This window comes from Pontibacter locisalis, from assembly GCF_042684605.1.
Lineage (GTDB): Bacteria > Bacteroidota > Bacteroidia > Cytophagales > Hymenobacteraceae > Pontibacter > Pontibacter locisalis.
In genome coordinates this window covers 1-17757 of the sequence record NZ_JBHULU010000013.1, presented here as the reverse complement: position 1 = coordinate 17757, position 17757 = coordinate 1, and the positions used below count along the sequence as shown (strand labels likewise).

Below are 17757 nucleotides of genomic sequence, written 5' to 3'. Positions count from 1 at the left end.
ATTCTGCCTTTTTCCTCTGTTCAGTTACTTTATAAGTGGCGCTATCTAAATCTTTTGTGTTTCCATCTTTTTCAAAGTAATATGTGCTATTACCGTTGCTACATCATAAAGATCTGCTACTCGATCTTTTATCTCATCATCACTACAATGGGATAGACCTAGATCATCCCTAAAGGTCCAATAAATTTTACGACAACTCCCCTCATCAAAATTTATAGCCTTTACATGGTGGGTCCATAAAACTGAAGGCTCTATTTGCTTAAACTCTTCAGGAGTGTTATTGATATTTCTCCTTTTTCTCATGCTCTATTTATATTTGGTTCCTTTATTCAAACTATTGATTATCTAGCACTTTGCCTAATGAGCGAAAATATAGTTCGAAATTCTCTTGCCTTTCTGACGCCACATCACAAGCCCAGCCTTCAAAACAAACTCCTTAAGAAATATTTGGTAAGTAACGGTTTGTTAATAATGTAACCGAAGAACACGCTTAACTAAACAAGCTACCCTGTTCCGGTACCGGAGCCACTACGGCAGGAGAGTCATTGACAGGTGAGTTCACCAGCGGCGACACTGCATATTCCTTCATTTCCTCTGCCGGGTATGGCTTCAAAAGATCGAGTAACACTTTGTTACCTTTTGTCACATCCAGCCACGCCTCCTCCTCTTTTGGATGCAGCATCACCGGCATTCTGTCGTGGGTAGGTCTCACTAGCTCGTTTGCCTCTGTGGTAATGATGGTAAAGGAGCCTACTACCTCCCCCGTTTCCTTGTCCGCCCACTCATCCCAAAGCCCTGCGAAAGAGAATAGCTCCTCATTCTTTAGCAAGAAGCGGTAAGGCTGTTTCCCGGCCGAAGATGTTCTCCACTCATAAAAGCTATCGGCTGGCACCAAGCAACGCTTGCTGTTGATCAGCTCCCGAAACATCGGTTTCTCTGTGAGCGTCTCTGTCCGTGCATTTACAAACTTATGCTTGTAACTCTTCTCCTTTGACCAGTGAGGCAATAATCCCCAAGAGAAGAATTGCAGCTTGTCTGGCTCCTCATTCGTCATCACCGGCAACAACTGAGAAGGAGCGGCATTATAGCGCGTATTAGCATGGTACTTCTCCAGCAGCTTAACAGCCTTAGAGCCGCCTTTGGCTCCTTTCTTAGGTATGATCGTGTATCTTCCGCACATGGTTTAATATTAAAGCTCTTCTTGTATTAAACTCCTTAAAATTTAATTTGATACAAGGGTACTTTCGAAAGCTTTAACTAGAATAATATATATTAAAAATACATTATATTTATACACTAATAACGGATTCCTAAACTGTATAAAGGCTCTACAAGGTGAAAGCTTAATAGCAAAATTTACTTTAAGAAATTGGTAGCCGCCTTTTTTGTAGGGATAGACATACCAGCGCATGAAAAACTCAGAAGCACTTACCCTTATTCGAGAAGGACTACAGCAGAAAATGAACGAACACGGCTGGAGTTTTAAGCTACGGCCCGAAATTTCAGGGACCGAATGCACCACCTGGGTTCAGGCGAAGGACGTAACAGATAAGCCCATTATACCAGCCTCCTGTCAGCTGATAACCGGAGGAAGAGATTATCCTCCCGAAGGCTATGGCAAACTAGACAATGTGCAGGACCGTCTCAAGCATGCTTTATCAGTTCTTGCTGATTACGCCTCTAAATGCGGATTGAATGGTAACGGAACACCAGTTGATCTTGTACAGGCCATCATCAAGAAGTATAAGGCGCACCTCGAGGAGAACCAGCTAGCAGCCGAAGGTTATAAATGGGAACTTTTGGAGCAGTTTAAAGGGCGACCAGACCTGAGTGCTCCGGATTTCTACGAAGAGATTAAAGGCATAGACTATGCAAACCTGATTTACCCTGTGGGAATTGGTGTCATACAGCAACTGGCGAAAGAGAAGCCGGAGCAGTACCGTGATTGTTTTAAGATCTTGTTTGATGAAACAGAACCCGTTGGGGATCGGATAAAACTGTTCACTTCAGAAGTCAATGCGTTATTCAGATCAGTTGAAAACGACCCCAAACGCCACCACCACCATGATGAGCGCACCATCGGCACCATGCTTGCTTATTATGATCCAGACAAGTACGCACTGTACAAAGATTCCTTCTACCGCAAGTACTGCAAGCTTATAGGCGTTCCGTCTGAAAAACCCGGTGATAAATACCCTCATTACCTCGGGCTATTGGAAAGTTTTATTGACTCACACATCAAGCCAAACACAGAATTAGTTTCTAGGGTAAATCAACTCTTACCGGAAGGGTCGTTTAAGGATCAGAACCACAAGGTGCTGGGTCAGGACATTCTGTATGTGATGCTAGACGGTGAGACAAGCCCTTCACAGAAAGAAGAGAAAGCATTTCGGGATATACTGAAGAAATCCTCGCCAGAAGATTTGAATGCTTACTTCCAGATACTAGACAGGCTGATTGAAGAGCTGAATATAGCTGATGAGACTCTCCTGGCCTTCAGCACGTCCGACCAGCTTAGCTTCCAGATAGGCATAAGGTATTGCCTCAACCTCAAGGGAGACAAGTTTTATTTCATAGCACCTGAAGAGTATATTATTGAGGGAGTAGAGAAAGGGCAATTCGATGGCCAAGCACATCCATCATTTTTTCATAAGGCTTCGGTTAGTGTTGTCATGCAGCATTACCTAGCCATCAAACAGGCTGTTCAGTTTGAGTTGGAGAACAATAAGTACTCCAACAAAAAGAAATATGATAATCTGGCGTTCCGGAAGGCTGCTTTCGACAAAGATTATCGAGCCACATTTTTTGATTTTCAAGAGATAGATATTATGCCGACTACAACTGTGACACTAACCAACGGTAAGCCATACCTACCGCTCAATCAGATCCTCTTCGGCCCTCCCGGCACCGGCAAAACCTACCATACTGTTAACAGAGCGCTGGAGATACTGGGTGAACAGGTTGAAGGAGTAGACCGGGCTACATTGAAACAAGTGTTTGAGGACAAGGTGGCTACGGGGCAAATCATGTTCACTACTTTCCACCAGAGCATGAGTTATGAGGACTTTATTGAAGGTATAAAGCCACAGGAAGCTTATGATAAGGAAGGTAACACCATTCTCACCTATAAGGTTGAGCCGGGTATTTTTAAAAAGATATGTGACGCAGCTAATACAGAAGAAGATTCTGACAATTTTGATGAAGTCTATGAACAGTTTGCAGAGGATGTTCAGGCAGAGGGGTCACTCTTGCTACATACTCCCCGGCATAACAAACCCTTCAGGGTATCAATGAACTCAAACAAAAATTGTGTGGCAAGGCCAGAAACAGACACGGCAACCCCTATGGTCGTAACGAAAGACATGGTGAGGGACTATCTCTTCTATGGGAAGATTCGGGACTGGAAGCCGTATATTTTGGGTATCAGCGATTATATTAAAGTTAAGTACAAGGTTTCTGTTCTACCACAAACTAAGCAGAAGAAAGACTGTGTGCTTATAATTGATGAAATCAACCGCGGCAATGTTTCCCAGATCTTTGGAGAATTAATTACTCTGATTGAAGAAGACAAACGTCTGGGTAAAAATGAACAGTTAGAAATAACCCTCCCCTACAGTAAAGAGAAGTTTGGCGTGCCGGCTAACCTCTACATCATCGGCACCATGAATACCGCAGACCGCAGCGTAGAAGCCTTGGACACAGCACTGCGCCGCCGTTTCAACTTTGTTGAAATGCCACCGAAGTATGATCTTGAGGAGCTTCAAAAAGAAGTGGAAGGCTTCAAGCTCGCAGACATCCTGAGGAAGGTTAACCGACGCATTGAAAAGCTTCTGGGCAAGGACAACCTTATCGGGCACAGCTATTTTCTTTGCGTCAAAGATGCAGGTGATCTGCGTGCTGCTTTCCAAAACAAGATCATCCCGCTCTTGCAGGAGTATTTTTATGGCGATTACGGCAAGATTGGATTAGTACTGGGTGAAGGCTTCTTTGAAGCCAAAGAAGACGAAGACGATGATATATTCGCCAGCTTTGGCGACTACGACTCGTCAGGACTGGCCGAGAAAGAAGTTTACCACTTGGCCGATCTGATTGGAGCAAACCGAATGACGGATACAGACTTCAAGGAAGCGCTTGAAAAGTTGATGCAGTAGGCATGCTTGAACAAGAGAACCCTATTACGATATTTGAGCACAGCAGCCTTTGGGTGCATAAAGGTGAGAAGCGCCTTACTGAAATACAACTACAGGCGCTACAGGCTTTTCATGGTGAGGACGGTGTTCCTTACTATACCCTTATCCATAAAGGCGTCAGGTTTACGGAGTATGTAGGCGTGCTGCAGGTAGGTCATCTTACCATTGAAGTACTCCCAAAAGCCGATAAGAGTGAGGACAAAGGCAAGTGGCGCAGCGTACTGATCGGGATGCTGAAAGCCGTAGGCGTGTTTGATATTCAGGCACCCAGCACTAGTGATCTGCGGCTAAAATCAAACTCTGTTCTCGATCTGTACTTTACCTTGTTCCTGCAGGAGGTGGAGTACCTGCTGCACCGGGGCCTTGTGAAGAAGTACCGTAAAACGGACCATAACACCACGGCCCTAAAAGGCAGCATTAAATTCGCGCAGCACATCCAGAAAAACCTGGTGCACCAGGAGCGGTTCTATGTGCGCCACACCACTTATGATGTGCAGCACCAGCTGCACCAGATCCTGTACAAGACGCTCCTGCTCCTAAAAAACATCAACACCAATGCTGCACTGCAAAGTAAGGTCGGCTCTCTCCTACTAAACTTTCCGGAACAGCAGGATGTAAAGGTAACGGAGGCGACTTTCGAGAAGATCACCTTCAACCGCAAGACCGAGAGCTACCGAAAAGCGCTGGATATTGCGCGGCTACTTCTATTAAACTACCACCCTGACGTGAGCAAAGGCCGAAATCATGTGCTGGCGCTGATGTTTGATATGAACCTGCTCTGGGAGAGTTTTGTGTATGTGAGCCTGCGGAAAGGCCTGCAAAGAGAAAAGTCAGGATTTATTATTCAGGACCAGGTGCACAAGTACTTTTGGAAGCCAGAACACGGCAGCCGCAGCAAGATCAAGCCAGACATTGTTATCAATAAATCTAGGCCGGATTGTGTGGTGCTAGACACTAAATGGAAGAACCTGAACGGTTACAATCCCTCTCCCGATGATCTGCGGCAGCTGTATGTATACCATGAGTACTACCGGGCAAAGAAAGTAGCTCTGGTTTACCCTGGTGCTGCTCAAAGCTCAAGAAGCGGGAGGTACTTGTGCCAAGACACAGGCAGCCTGACAGACAAAGAGTGTAGCATTGTTTCTCTTCCCGTTACGGATAATATTGATACCTGGCAAAAGACCATTTATAAACAAATTATACAATGGCTAACGCTGTCTTAGCTTAGATCAAAGTCGTTCTTCCCATTCATAGATAGTGCTATTATTTTCAAGCAAGTAAGTAATTACTTTTCTTTAACACATCCTCAAATTACCATACTTGGTATTAAAGTATTAAAGATAACCTGTTAGATAGCAGTCAAAAATAGTGCAGGCTATACTTTAACTAAAGTAACAAAAATTTCTGTTGTGCTATTAGGCGGGTGTAAAGTTGGTAAACCAGAGATTATTCTGCTGATAAATAATTGTTCCACTCCGCCCTGCTGCCGTTAAAAGTATTGAGATCTATCCACCCCTCCGCTCCCTTAAGTTTACCTATATGTGAGTGTTGCCAAAGCGTCCATTTTGCATCAATATTTGGGCTTTTACTAAATGAGCATATCCAGATGCTTTTTGTATCAAAGTTTCCCTTGATATATGTCCTATAGCCACTCTCATTAGTATAGATCATTACTTTCTTCTTTACCTGACTTTCTACCTCATCTATAAAATTCTGAAGTTCAGCCACCACTTCCTCTCGTTTAGAGCTTCCAGAATTCCCCCACTCTTCCACGTCCAGTACCAGGGGTAACTCAAATCGCTTTCCTTTGATGTGTTTTAAAAAATTCTTTGCCTGCTCTTTTCCACTCCTGTTAAACCTGAAGAAGTGATAAGCACCTACAGGTATGTCAGCATTTTGAGCATTGCTATAGTTTCTCTCAAAGCTTTCATCTTTGAAGTTGGCACCTTCTGTTGCTTTAATAATCACAAAGTCAACACCCTGCTCCTTTACTTGTGCAAAATCGATCTTGCCAGTATGGTTAGAGACATCAATTCCTGTTACAGGATACATAGTCTTGTCAATCTCTACTCCTGCTGTCTTCATAATAAACAAGTAGACAATAACTACTGCGGCACATACACCTAACAGGCAACATAGTAGTATCCATTTGTAAACCTTCTTCATGTTTTAGTAGCTATTATAAAAGTGGCAGATCAAGATGTGTAATCATGGCCTATAATGAAAGGACGTAACTTAGATTACCGTTATATGGAGCGTGCCATTACGCTCATACTTCACGTAGCACCTTCCTTCTTTGCGCAGCTGGTCAAGCGCAGCAATGAAAGCCACTCGTTGTTCTTCGTTTTTATCAAAAGAAGTATAACTCACATCAAACGTTTTTCCTTTTAAGTGGCTGCTGTTTCTGATAGAGTTGCTGTTTTGCTTCATCAATCTTTCAACTGAAGCAACAGAACGGGTTCCGCTGGAGATCGTAAAAGGAAAATATGTCAGTCTATTCTCCCGGCTTTTAGCATGGTAAGTATAAGCTAACGTATCAATAAACTTCAGTGCCTTAGGCAGTAAATAAGGCTTGGAATGATTGAAATCCCGAACGTTATAAAACTGATTTGAACTTAGCTCTATCAAGGTTTCATTGGCTAAAAGCGCTTCCAGTCCGGCATCATTGGTTTGTGGCAGAATACCTTCCGTTTGATACGCTTGCTCATGAACAGCCACTTTATCATCAAATAGTGTTGCACAATTATCACAGCTGCTTGTGCGGCCATAAAGAAGACTCACGCTCCTACCTGCCAAATACCTTATTTTTCTTTTGATCTTGTAGCGCAGTGGGAAAGCTAGTAGACCTGTAAGTATAACAACAAAGATAGCTAGCAATAAAATATTCCTGTACTTCTTCATATCATTAGCTAAAGCTTTAGGGCAGTTACTGGGTGTACAGTCTCTACATACCTTTCGTTACTACCTTCCTGGGTGCGAATAACTTCGATTGTTGTAGGGGCCTTAATAAGGATTTCCTTGGTCTGATCACCAAATCTGCGGTACTTCAACTCAAACTGCTCCAGTAGGGTCTCGCTATTCAGGTCAATATTATAAAGAGTACCATTAACTGCTGCCAACAGGTTACTATTTGCAACTTTATAAATGAATTTATAATCGTATTCACCCCCTGTTGCCAATTCTAATTTATTTGTCAAGCCTTTTACTGGATCAAGAAAAACAAGAAGTGTTTCTCCTGGGGATTCCGCACCATATGCCAGCTTCAAAACAACTCCATTATCTAATTTCATCAAGGATGGCTTGCAGTAAAAGTAATTCACATCCTCTCCTGACATTTCACGCATTCCCAAGTCAAACTTCTCGCCATAGTAGGTTACTGACTCGCAGGCTCTATCCAAGATTAAGTCTTCTGTTTTTACTTCGTAGACGCTTTTCGCTTCGTTGAATGTAAAGTCTACAAATTCAGGTGTTGCTTTCTCCACCAAGTTGACTTGTTTGTGCCTCGAGCTTTCTGTCATGCAGCTCGTGAGTAACTGAATTGGCAGAGCTAAAAGGAGTAAAAATCTAATATTCATAATATAAAAGTATGTGTTTAAATAATAAGCTTTCTGAGGGGTGTAACAATTTGTAACATGCTTAAAACAGGCTTCCTTGCTCCGGCACCTGCGCTAGCAAAGCAGCTGAGTTATTAGGTACAGCATTGACTAACGATGAAACGGCATAAGCTTTCATCTGCTGTGTCGGAAAAGGCTGTAGCAGCTCCTGTAACAAGTGGTTACCTTTCGTTACATTCAGCCAGGCCTCTTCTTTTTCCGGAGATAAAATCACCGGCATCCGGTCGTGCGTCGGCTTTACCAGTTCGTTGGCTTGCGTCGTGATAATGGTAAAAGTCTGCTGCACCTCTCCTGTTTCCGCGTCCGCCCACTCATCCCACAGGCCGGCAAAGGAGAATAATTCTTCACTTTTCAGTAGGAAGCGGTAAGGCACTTTTCCGGCACCTGTTTTCCGCCACTCATAGAAGCCGTCCGCCGGAATCAGGCAGTGCCTGCGGCTGACCAATTCCCGGAAACTGGGCTTCTCCAGCAGCGTTTCCGCACGCGCGTTGATCGGTTTGTTCCTGTGGTTTCTGTCTTTGGACCAATGCGGCAACAGGCCCCATGAAAAAAGCTGCACCCTCTCCGGCTCATCACTGGTTACAACGGGTAACAATTGCGAGGGTGCGGCATTATACAGCGCTTCCACCTTATGCTTCTCGAGCAACCGTGCTACCCGGGAAGCTTTGTTGTTCTTGTCTTTTACCGTAGTGGCCACGGAATACCTGCCGCACATATGTTGTTTTGTTACTTTTTGTAACACCTATTTCTGTTTCCGCTATTTAGTAAGTCGAGATCTTTAAAGCTACGCTTTCTCCGCCTTTATGAAAGCTGACGGTGTACAAGCTGTAGCCCGGATCATCGTGTGAGTACGAAGCAGGAAAATCTTCCGCTTTCACCTTTCCGGCCAGCACTGTTCCGCTGAAATCCGGTGGGGCATGATTCTTCATGAACTCCGGGTCCGAGCTGATCCGGGTCAGCAGCTCTTGGTACTCCGCCTTCGGAAGCCGGACCAGGCAGTGCGCGTCAAACTCGTTCTCAAAGCCTAGCCCCTGTACCATTTCATCTTTCGCCAGAAAGCTGGCCGATGCCGGAAAAAGGGTGCGCGTGTGATCCTCAAACTCCGCCCTGTAAAAAGCCTCATCCAGTGTATTGGTGTTACCCTTTGTTACGCTTTGAAACGCGCCGGCAATGAAGATCACGCCTGCTCCCACTACCGTGATGCCAAAGGACACCACGCCGCCGGCTACGGCCTTCAGCCACTGCTTTTTGACTAGCTGGTATACAAGAGACGCAAAGACCAGCACACCAGCCACCAGCGCCAGGTACAGCGGGTATACACTATTGCTTCCGCTCACTTCAAAACCAACCACAAACAGGATGGTCCAAAAGTATATAAAAAGCATGACCCACCATTTGTCCAGTAGCCTCATAGAGAAAGTTTTTTAGATTGTTTACCTACCATAGTAGATCTGCAACTGCGCCCATTCCTATAAGCAGAGCCCGTAACAAAAGGTTACGCCAGCAGGCCATGCGAGGAGCACACTTAAATATAGTGAAAGTTAAGTATAAGCGCGGCACTTTTGTGCCCGCCGTTACAACTTGTAACATATTCTCAGCAGCTGATTTTCCTTCCGCATCTGCACCTGGCAAAAAAGCAAAAACAGGATGCCGGGGGAAGCATCCTGTCTGTTACTGTTCTGTTTCCGATTTTTTCCTCGGGGGCGGACCGGGTGCAAGTGCAAGGTAGAGCGCCACACCCAATACAAACACCCCTACCAGAAGCAGTAGCCAAAGTAGGCCGGATGACCTGCCTGCCTCTGTTGCGGCAGGACCCAGCTCCAGGTCAGCTGCCGTCAGTTCAAATTCGAATGCTTCCATAGGTTAACTGCGCTTGAGGATGGTTACTAAAGTTTTATTCCTGTCCACGTAGGCCCAGGCGTAGCGGCCCGTGCACTGGTATATTTTCTCGTCTATTTTCTCGCCGGTTAAACAGAAACCGACATGAAAGCCCCTGTCATGCCTCAGCTGCACGGCGAAAGGCTTAGCGCCATAGGCAGCGTGAAGCTCTTCCAGCACACGCTCGTTGTGCAGCACCTTCTGTAGTAGCGAGGCATATGGCTCCTGTTCCCATACAGCTTCCTTCTCTTCCCTTGCCTGTTGCTGCAAATGCTCGAGTTGTTTCGTCACCTCGACCAGGCGTTCCTGCAGCACATGCGTGTCTGTGCCAAACAGGGTGGTGGTGAGCAGGTAAGAAACGTACTGCGATATGCTCATTTCCAGTCCGGCTGCCCCTTTCCGCAGCTGCGCGTCGGTGAAGCAATCGACGCGTCCCGCAACGGGCATCGTGCGTTCTGCTTTCTTTTTCATGATATATTGTTTTTTGGTGTTGTTACTAACTCTATTTTCTTCAGTGCCCTGCGGTCGGGGCCGCCATCCGGAAAACTGATGATGTTATAGTGGGCAAGGCGCGAATGGGCTCTTTCCCCATAGTCCGGAAGAAACTGATCTGGTGGGTTGTTAGAGACGAGGATCGTTCTGACACCATACTGGTTGAAGGCATTTTCCCTGTAGCACAGCATTTCGTCTATCACCTCAATCTTTGTTCCCATCCGATTCACAGGAGGCTCCCATCCCACGTCATCGATTAACAGCTCCGGGGGAAGCCCGCCTGTGCCATGCATTCCTATGCCTGAACCGTATTTATAGAAAGGTTCATAGCCTGTTTCCATCACCATTCCAGCCAACTTCTTTGCCTCCAGCTTTACAAAGTTTCTTATCCTCCAGATTTTGTTAATTAAGGAGCTTTTACCACAACCCGTGTGCCCATGCAGGTAAAGATTCTTTCCTGCATCCAGGCCCATCTTTTCCATGGCAGTAACATCTCCAGAAAAATAGGCTGCCAAAGCCTGGATCGGCCTGCGGTTCCAATTATCTAACTGTATACCTTCAATGAGATGAAAGTAGAGCTGATTGGGATCTATCCAAGGGTATGGTTTAACCGCGCCCACCGACCCGCAGATGCGCCATGCTTCCTCGGCCAGCAGTGACGCCAGGTTGGCTGTTTCTGTTTTCATTTTTCTCGAATTGGTTTATTTTAGAAATCCAGTTCCGGACGCCAGCGCGCCAGTCTTCCATTTTAGCGCTGCCCACCTTCCAGCCTTTGGCCGAATAGTAGTTGTGAAACTTCTGGGCCACTTCTGCTGGTCGTATAGGCGGTGTGGTTTCTGATACCAGGGATGAAGCGTAGTCCCTCACTTCTTCAACAGTAGGCGTAGCCATTTTAGAAAATGAAGAAGAGTTATCTACCACAAACGAGCGGGAGTTACGCTCCCTTTCTCTCTCTTCATTTCTGTTATCATTACTTTTATCATTCTTATATAAAGGGGGACACTTTTGTCCACCCCCCGGGACAGGATTGTCTCCCCCCTCTCCCACATCTGTCCCGGGTAGAGACAAAAAATAGATGTCTCGACGGTCACACTGCAAACGGTTGATCTCAATCCGGATAAAGCCCAGTTTCTCCAGCTTTTTAAGCCAGCGGGAAATGGTCTTCGGACACTTATTAAAGAGCTCGGCAAAGTACCTGTTCCTTGGCCAGCAGTGACTGTTGCGCCCACACAACAATTTGATTTCTGCCAATAGTAGCTTTTCATTCGCATTCAGGAGCTTACTAAACCGGAATGAATGATGGACAACGGAGTTGTTCTTAGGAATTTTTACCGCTACCATTTCCCGCCTTTCTTGTTAACGCGAAGGGCTGCTTCCGCCTCGATCTCATCGATCGTGCGCACGGTGTTCAGGCGCACGTACTGGTCGCAATATTCTCGCTGAATGTAGATCACCTTGCCGTTGGGCCTGCTGTGCTTGAGCTTTTTGGCGGCCATCAGCCTGTAGACGGCGTCCTCGGAGAGGCTCAGGTAACTGGCCGCCTCCGAGACGTTGAAGAAGGTTTTGGCGGCCAGCTTAAAGGACGCCAGGATGCTCTTGATGGCAAGGAGCTCTTGCTTTAATGTTGTCATGTGTGTTGTAAATTTTAAATAGTGAATAATTGATTACAGCACATAATTAGGAAGCTTTTAACCCCTTCACAATGCTGCTGTAAAAAGCAGACTCACTTTTCAACTTCCAGTCTCATTATCCAATAAACAGCCTCATCTCAGGCCTCAAATATTCATGTTTCAGACTCAGTAAAAATCGTGTTGCAAATTGTCACGCAAAAAAAAAGACCACTCATCGCGGTCTCTTTTTATTCATCTGTGGCAGGTTAAACTATGCTAATACTCCTCTTCAACTCAGCCTCCATTTTAATGTACCACTTTTCCTTTATCAGCTGCTCATACTTCAGACGATTGGCAGCATTCTTCAATTGTTTCTGAGTAAATCTTTCTCCATCAACATTTCTAAAGGTACCAATAAAGCGCGGGTACAGCCACCGGCCAAAACGACGTAGCTCATCTTCTGAATAGTCTTCCAGCCCTAAACCATCCTCAGCGTTCAACACATCATTGATTGACAGCCATCTGAGCATTTGAATCACCTTGCCAGGCCCCCTGAGTAGCTGAACAGGAGATGAGGGGCCACTAGCACTAAACAAACTGGCTATAACCGAAGAAGGAGTTTCTATAGCGTGTATGACTTTTTGCTCAACAAAAAATCCGTGGATTTTCGCCGCTGCAGCTGGTGCAGGACCTTTATTCCACGGGAATCCGTGTGTTCTTTGCATTAACTCCTCTTTTGAGCCTTCTTTAAAAGGTTCATTTAGCGTTGTCTTCCAAGTGTTGTCTCTCCCGCTGGCTTGTTCATCTAAGATATGAGGTTGGTTTGTGATAACCGGGGTGCCAGTTTCACCGGTACTTTCTTCGGGTTTTTCTACAGGTAACGCAGGACGGTCAGGAAGATCAGAGTACAAGCCCCTACCTTCTTTATGAACCAATCTTACTGCCTTTTCCCTCAGCTCCACGAGCTTAAGCCTGACAATAGCCTGACAGACCCCATCCACTAAATACTGTACGCGCTCATCCAACCTGTCTAACTCCTGCAACCAGGGGAGGGCATTCTCCGGCGCAGTACCCGTTAAATAGGCAGCAGCAAAGCGTTGAGCTAAGTTATCAACTTGGGGTTTCTCGTTAAGCTGCATAAAAGGGTTGCGTACGCTCTTGGCATCCATCATCCCGATGTGCGCATGCAGAACTTCATCAACTGTACTTAAGTATATTCTGGGACTAACCAAGGCAGCTTTAAACTTAGTGGCCATGCCCTCCATAACAAGTTTTGCATTGGCTATTCCCCCTGCTAAACTTAACCGAGCTACTCGTAACAGTTCCTGCTTAATAGTTTCATCACCGTTTTGCCAGTGGTCGTGACAGGACGACACAGCGTCCCAATCCATCTGATACTCTTCCATGTCTTCAATAGTTAAAATAGGATCTCAGGAAGGTTCTCCACGGCCTTTTCCTTGAGCGACTCGACCAGCCGCACGTACTTCTGCGTTTCGATCAAACTGGAATGGCCTAGTAGGCCGGAAACGGAACGAACGTCCGCGCCGGATATGAGCAGATTGGTGCCGAAGGAGTGGCGGGCGCAGTGCCAGGTGACCTTTTTGCCCACCTTGGCCTTGTCAGCCCAGTTCTGCAGGTGCTTGCCGCATGTCGTGCTTGAGGGCAGGGTGAACACCTTCTGCCGCTCTGCCTTTGCCTCACTGGGATTGGCTTTTCCCTTCTTTTCCTTTACCGCTGGCTTAGGCCTTTCTCCCAGCAGTTTCATGGCTGTTGTGTTAAGGTTCACCACCACGTCCTTGCTTGTTTTCTGCTGCTTCACGCGCATCACTGTGCCCACGACAGACTTCCAGTCCAGCTCGTTCACATCACAGAACCTGAGACCGGTGACGCAGCTGAAAAGAAAAGCCCGCTTTACCTCCGGCAGGAAACACTCCTCACTTGCCATTTTCTGGATCTCTTCGACGGTGAGCACTTCCTTTTTGATGCCCTCGGTTTTGCGGTTCTCTATTTCCTCGGCAGGATTGGCAGGGATCAGCCCTTCCTTCACGGCATGCTTGAGCACCTTGCGGAACTTCTTGAAGTAATTGTAGGGTGTCTCCCCCTTGCACTGCTGCTCGAGGTAATCGCGGAATCTGCCGCAGAGCCTGACGGTCACCTCTGAAAACCGAAGCATCTCGGGCTCATCCACGAACTTCTTGAACTTACCGGCCATGGCCACGATCACGCGTCTATCTTTCTTGGGGTAGGTGTCAATGAACTCATCCAGGTAGGCTATAAAATCAGCCCTGCGCTGCACGGAGGCTTTGACGATCATGGAGTTCTTCGAGAGCTGCAGTTCACGCTCAGAGCGGATGCGCTCGGCCAGCAGTTGGTTGTCCTTGTTCTGCAACCTATCTTTAGTGGTCTTCGGACTTTCCATCAGGTGCAGCCCGAGAAAGTCGTACTTGCGCTTGCCGTTTTCGTTGTAGTCCAGGTACAGGGACTCGCCCCCGGCAGGAAGCCTGCGGGCCCGGAGCTTTACAAGTTTACCCTTGACGATTACGCGTGTTTTCGGGGCCTTGTCGGCCACCGTTTCGTTTGAAGCTTTTGCCATCCTGTCGTTGTATTTTCAGAGGAATATTTTGAAGTCCATCAAACATAGCAAAAGCTGAATAGAGTAACAAAAAAGTAACATTTTTTATTTTACAACCTCCTATTATCACCAAAAAAGACCCACCAACACGAAAGCAAAAGTGGGTTTAAACGCAGTTTAGCAGGTTTTATTGGGAGATAGAAGTTGATGTTCGCATACTGTGTTCCCCTACGGGCTACTGAAAGGGAAAAGTGATCATTCGCATCGCTTTTCCCTTTTTCTTTTTTCGCTAGGTAGTTGTTTACTTCGCTGGAAAGGGCGAAAAAGCCGTTCACCCTTATGGTTCGATAACCCATCCCCTTCGCTTTAACTTTATCAAAGCTTACTTAACATTCATTTGCTCAGATTTATTTCTACCAAAGAAGATTAAACAATGCGCCTGCTCAGCTTAGGCCGGATTACGGGTATTGGAACCGGTGTGGCCGTACAAGACAGAAGCAAACACAAAATCATCGCACACTTTCTACTCTGCTCGATTGGCTTTAGCTGTCACTTGGCGCTTTACTGTATGTTTGAAGTAAGTCTACTCATGCAGGAACCACATGTGTTAGAAGCCACATGTGTTCTACACATCGACAACCAAAAGAAACTGAATTAGATTTAAAAACGAAAGGGACCAACTCCAAATACCCACTGTACGTTAACGTGCACCAGCGCGTACGATAACGCACATTCACTGTGCAAGCACACTCCAACCAGAATCAAAAAAAAAATTCCCAAACAACTTATTATCAATGCTTTAAAAAGATGGCACAGAATGTGATATTAGGAAATCGGTATATTTCTTCACCTCGCGTAAACACATGTTAATTATGCTAACAAATTATATCAAAATCGACTGCCGTACACTATACAGAAACAAACTGTGCACGACACGAAGCGTAAATGGCCCAACCAATGGGATGAATCTCTGCTTATGGTTAATCGCACTGTTTACCTTCCTTTCCCACAGTGATAAATTCCACCCACAAACAGAGCGCTCCTACAAAGTAACGCCGCCGGTAAACGACAAGGAGGAAAACCATACTATGCCGCTGCCCCTGTTTTCCTTGCACAGCAACTGAAGAGCAATAGCAAAGGATGTTAAAAGAGTCCGCACATCAAAGTCACTTTACGGAGAGGTGAAATATGGCGAAAAAGAGTTCACTGGCTGTTTTCCGCATCTACCACAAATCAAAATCAAATACTAAATCTTTAAATCAAATACCAAATTCAAAAACTATGGAAAAAAGAATAGAGCAAATCGAAAAAAAACTCAAGCTCCAGAGAGCCTACACACTCATTACCTCCTGTGCCTTAGGCCTGTTCCTGTTGCTGTCGTTCACCGGCAAGAACAATGACGTGATCAGGACCAAAGGCATAGTGATTGTAGACGAACTGGGCAGGGAAAGAATCCTGATTGGAGCCCCTATTCCTGAGGCTAAAAACAGGGTAAGAACAAATCTGGAGAGGGTGAAACAAATCTGGGGCAAAAACATGTCTAAAGAATATATGGGATGGTACAAAAACTATAACCACTCGGCCAACGGAATGGTGATACTCGATGAGAACGGTTTTGACCGGGTTGCGATTGGGGATACTCCAGACCCGAACATTGGCAAAAGAATAGGTCAGGGAACAGGCGTTGTAATAAACGATGAACTTGGCTTCGAAAGGTCCGGTTATCAGCTTCTCAATGTAAAAGGTAAAAACAGAATGGTGTTAGGCCTCGACACAAATCAAGGTACAGAAGGTGTGGCACTCTCAATTTTGGAGGACGGTACGGCAGGCCTTGGAATTATGGGCAAGGGCACACTTGGCTTTTTGGGCATTGCTCCCCAAAACAGCAACATGATAGGCAATGACAAAAGCTTTTTTGGCCTGATGTTCAGAGACAAGTCAACCATTAAGTATAGTATGAACTCTGAAGAGTTGGATACCTTGAAACTTAAGTGAAGGTAGAGATCACCTGCCAACCCCGTCTCTTATAACCTTTTTTAAGAGCTGGGTCTCACCCATTGTCGTTTAGAAGGCACAAAGACAGAAGTGCTGGTGCATCACACCAGCACTTCTGCTTCTGCCGTAGGCTGCAGTTGCTCCAGCATAGCCTCATGCCGGAGCAACTGCAGGTCATGAACCTACAAAGCCGGTTGCCTCATGGTCCTGTTCTACAAAGACATTTTACGGGCCAGTGAAGGTTTTAAGTTATAAAACAACCAAAACATCAAGATAACTTCGCCAGGACAATAGCAGGAGCCACTTACGTGTAGATGCGTCAAAAAACCACCTATAACTGAGGCTGATAAAAGAGAAAAGTTCCTGATTCCCTGCTGCCGAAACTCTCCTCTAAATATATTTCTCAGGCAGAGCAACCTTTTCTTCGGATTAAGAATCTTAGTGTTATAGTTAAGGTATTTACAACAGCACTAATACCCTGGGACAGACCAGGAAAGGAAAGAATGGCAACAGAGCAAATGGACCCGGCTTAAGTTTGCCTTTGCTCACCTTTAGAACAACCATAACTATTATATAGAAAACAATCCTAAGACAAACCACATGAAGAAGATTATATTGCTTCTTGCCTTTACTGTATCAAGCATAAGTTTATCCGCCCAAAGCAAAGCATTCTTAACGGATACGCAGGATATAAGACCTCAGCATAACATATACTTAAACCTACTGGGTGATGCCTCCATCGCCTCCTTGAACTATGAAAGGCTGCTTTTCATCACCCCAGGCTTTTTCTTCTCGGGTAAAGCAGGTGTAGGCTACAATGAGGAATTCAGTATTTGTTCCTCTGGAGATTGTTCACCAGAAAGATTCCTGACCATTACCCACCACATAACCGGAAACCTGGGGAAAGGTAGGCACTTTGCCGAATTTGGGTTGGGCGGTACTCTCATCAATGGAAACACCGACGAGAAATACTTAGCATACCCTATAGTAGGATACAGGCTACATCCCTTAAGGTCAAAAAAAGTTAATTTCAGAATATACGGAAGCGTGCCTTTTACGGGCCTGGACACAGAAGACATTCTGTATGCGCCCTATGGGTTGAGCGTAGGCATAAGCCTATAATACATATGCTCTGAGGAAAACAAGAAGCACAGAGAGATCAGATTGTTCCTCTGCCTGCAGCCACCAGATTAATGTGAATAAGGTTCGATAACTCAATCCTTCGATCTACTACAGCAAAAAGCCCCGGCTATTGTACAGTCGGGGCTTTTTTGTTCATTTTGTCCCGTCCTAAAATAGGTTGACACTTAAAACAACCTATTATGGAAAAAGCAGCAGAGAAAAAAAGCAAGCGCAGTCAGCGCGATTATCCCTTAGGCTTTAAACTACAAGTGGTAACTGAGGTA

Annotated in this window: 18 protein-coding genes; 4 read left to right on the top strand and 14 right to left on the bottom strand. The window is 45.6% G+C overall.

Features of this window, described 5'->3' with window-relative positions:
* Positions 1-45 precede the first annotated feature (45 nt).
* Together ACFSRY_RS09940 and ACFSRY_RS09935 are read right to left on the bottom strand one after the other, a co-directional pair.
* Complete coding sequence (locus tag ACFSRY_RS09940) at positions 46-303, bottom strand: hypothetical protein (protein WP_377506273.1); 258 nt, start codon at positions 301-303, stop codon at positions 46-48.
* A 187-nt stretch (positions 304-490) separates the two neighbouring features.
* Positions 491-1180 (bottom strand): SOS response-associated peptidase, encoded by a 690-nt coding sequence (locus ACFSRY_RS09935; RefSeq protein ID WP_377506270.1) that lies wholly within the window; start codon positions 1178-1180, stop codon positions 491-493.
* Between the two features lie 229 nt (positions 1181-1409).
* Here ACFSRY_RS09935 and ACFSRY_RS09930 point away from each other — a divergent pair, with 229 nt between their 5' ends.
* Both ACFSRY_RS09930 and ACFSRY_RS09925 read left to right on the top strand, forming a co-directional pair.
* A complete protein-coding gene (locus ACFSRY_RS09930) occupies positions 1410-4151 on the top strand; it encodes an AAA family ATPase (RefSeq protein WP_377506266.1) in 2742 nt (913 codons plus the stop codon).
* 2 nt (positions 4152-4153) lie between these two features.
* Positions 4154-5413, top strand: a complete 1260-nt coding sequence (locus tag ACFSRY_RS09925) for an McrC family protein (protein ID WP_377506263.1) — start codon at positions 4154-4156, stop codon at positions 5411-5413.
* Between the two features lie 223 nt (positions 5414-5636).
* Here ACFSRY_RS09925 and ACFSRY_RS09920 read toward each other — a convergent pair whose 3' ends face one another.
* From ACFSRY_RS09920 to ACFSRY_RS09865, 12 genes are all read right to left on the bottom strand, one after another.
* Entirely contained in the window at positions 5637-6356 is a 720-nt protein-coding gene (locus ACFSRY_RS09920; protein ID WP_377506260.1) for a glycoside hydrolase family 25 protein, read from the bottom strand.
* Between the two features lie 69 nt (positions 6357-6425).
* Positions 6426-7091 (bottom strand): DUF5715 family protein, encoded by a 666-nt coding sequence (locus tag ACFSRY_RS09915; protein ID WP_377506257.1) that lies wholly within the window; start codon positions 7089-7091, stop codon positions 6426-6428.
* An 8-nt stretch (positions 7092-7099) separates the two neighbouring features.
* Positions 7100-7765: a hypothetical protein gene (locus tag ACFSRY_RS09910; RefSeq protein WP_377506254.1), complete on the bottom strand. Its 666-nt coding sequence runs from the start codon at positions 7763-7765 to the stop codon at positions 7100-7102.
* Between the two features lie 61 nt (positions 7766-7826).
* A complete protein-coding gene (locus ACFSRY_RS09905; RefSeq protein ID WP_377506251.1) occupies positions 7827-8519 on the bottom strand; it encodes an SOS response-associated peptidase in 693 nt (230 codons plus the stop codon).
* Between the two features lie 46 nt (positions 8520-8565).
* Positions 8566-9216, bottom strand: a complete 651-nt coding sequence (locus ACFSRY_RS09900) for a hypothetical protein (RefSeq protein WP_377506248.1) — start codon at positions 9214-9216, stop codon at positions 8566-8568.
* A 259-nt stretch (positions 9217-9475) separates the two neighbouring features.
* Complete coding sequence (locus tag ACFSRY_RS09895) at positions 9476-9664, bottom strand: hypothetical protein (protein ID WP_377506244.1); 189 nt, start codon at positions 9662-9664, stop codon at positions 9476-9478.
* 3 nt (positions 9665-9667) lie between these two features.
* Complete coding sequence (locus ACFSRY_RS09890; protein WP_377506241.1) at positions 9668-10129, bottom strand: hypothetical protein; 462 nt, start codon at positions 10127-10129, stop codon at positions 9668-9670.
* 20 nt (positions 10130-10149) lie between these two features.
* Entirely contained in the window at positions 10150-10860 is a 711-nt protein-coding gene (locus ACFSRY_RS09885; RefSeq protein WP_377506237.1) for a hypothetical protein, read from the bottom strand.
* Positions 10781-11515: a helix-turn-helix domain-containing protein gene (locus tag ACFSRY_RS09880; protein ID WP_377506234.1), complete on the bottom strand. Its 735-nt coding sequence runs from the start codon at positions 11513-11515 to the stop codon at positions 10781-10783. The genes ACFSRY_RS09885 and ACFSRY_RS09880 overlap by 80 nt, the downstream gene beginning before the upstream one ends.
* Positions 11509-11805, bottom strand: coding sequence for a helix-turn-helix domain-containing protein (locus ACFSRY_RS09875; RefSeq protein WP_377506231.1), 297 nt, complete (start codon positions 11803-11805; stop codon positions 11509-11511). The genes ACFSRY_RS09880 and ACFSRY_RS09875 overlap by 7 nt, the downstream gene beginning before the upstream one ends.
* 245 nt (positions 11806-12050) lie before the next feature.
* Complete coding sequence (locus tag ACFSRY_RS09870; protein ID WP_377506228.1) at positions 12051-13190, bottom strand: hypothetical protein; 1140 nt, start codon at positions 13188-13190, stop codon at positions 12051-12053.
* Between the two features lie 11 nt (positions 13191-13201).
* Positions 13202-14377, bottom strand: a complete 1176-nt coding sequence (locus ACFSRY_RS09865) for a phage integrase SAM-like domain-containing protein (protein WP_377506225.1) — start codon at positions 14375-14377, stop codon at positions 13202-13204.
* 1260 nt (positions 14378-15637) lie between these two features.
* Here ACFSRY_RS09865 and ACFSRY_RS09860 point away from each other — a divergent pair.
* Positions 15638-16351: a hypothetical protein gene (locus ACFSRY_RS09860; RefSeq protein ID WP_377506222.1), complete on the top strand. Its 714-nt coding sequence runs from the start codon at positions 15638-15640 to the stop codon at positions 16349-16351.
* A gap of 600 nt (positions 16352-16951) precedes the next feature.
* On the top strand, positions 16952-17473 hold the full coding sequence (locus ACFSRY_RS09855; RefSeq protein ID WP_377506219.1) for a hypothetical protein: 522 nt from the start codon (positions 16952-16954) through the stop codon (positions 17471-17473).
* Positions 17474-17757 lie beyond the last annotated feature (284 nt).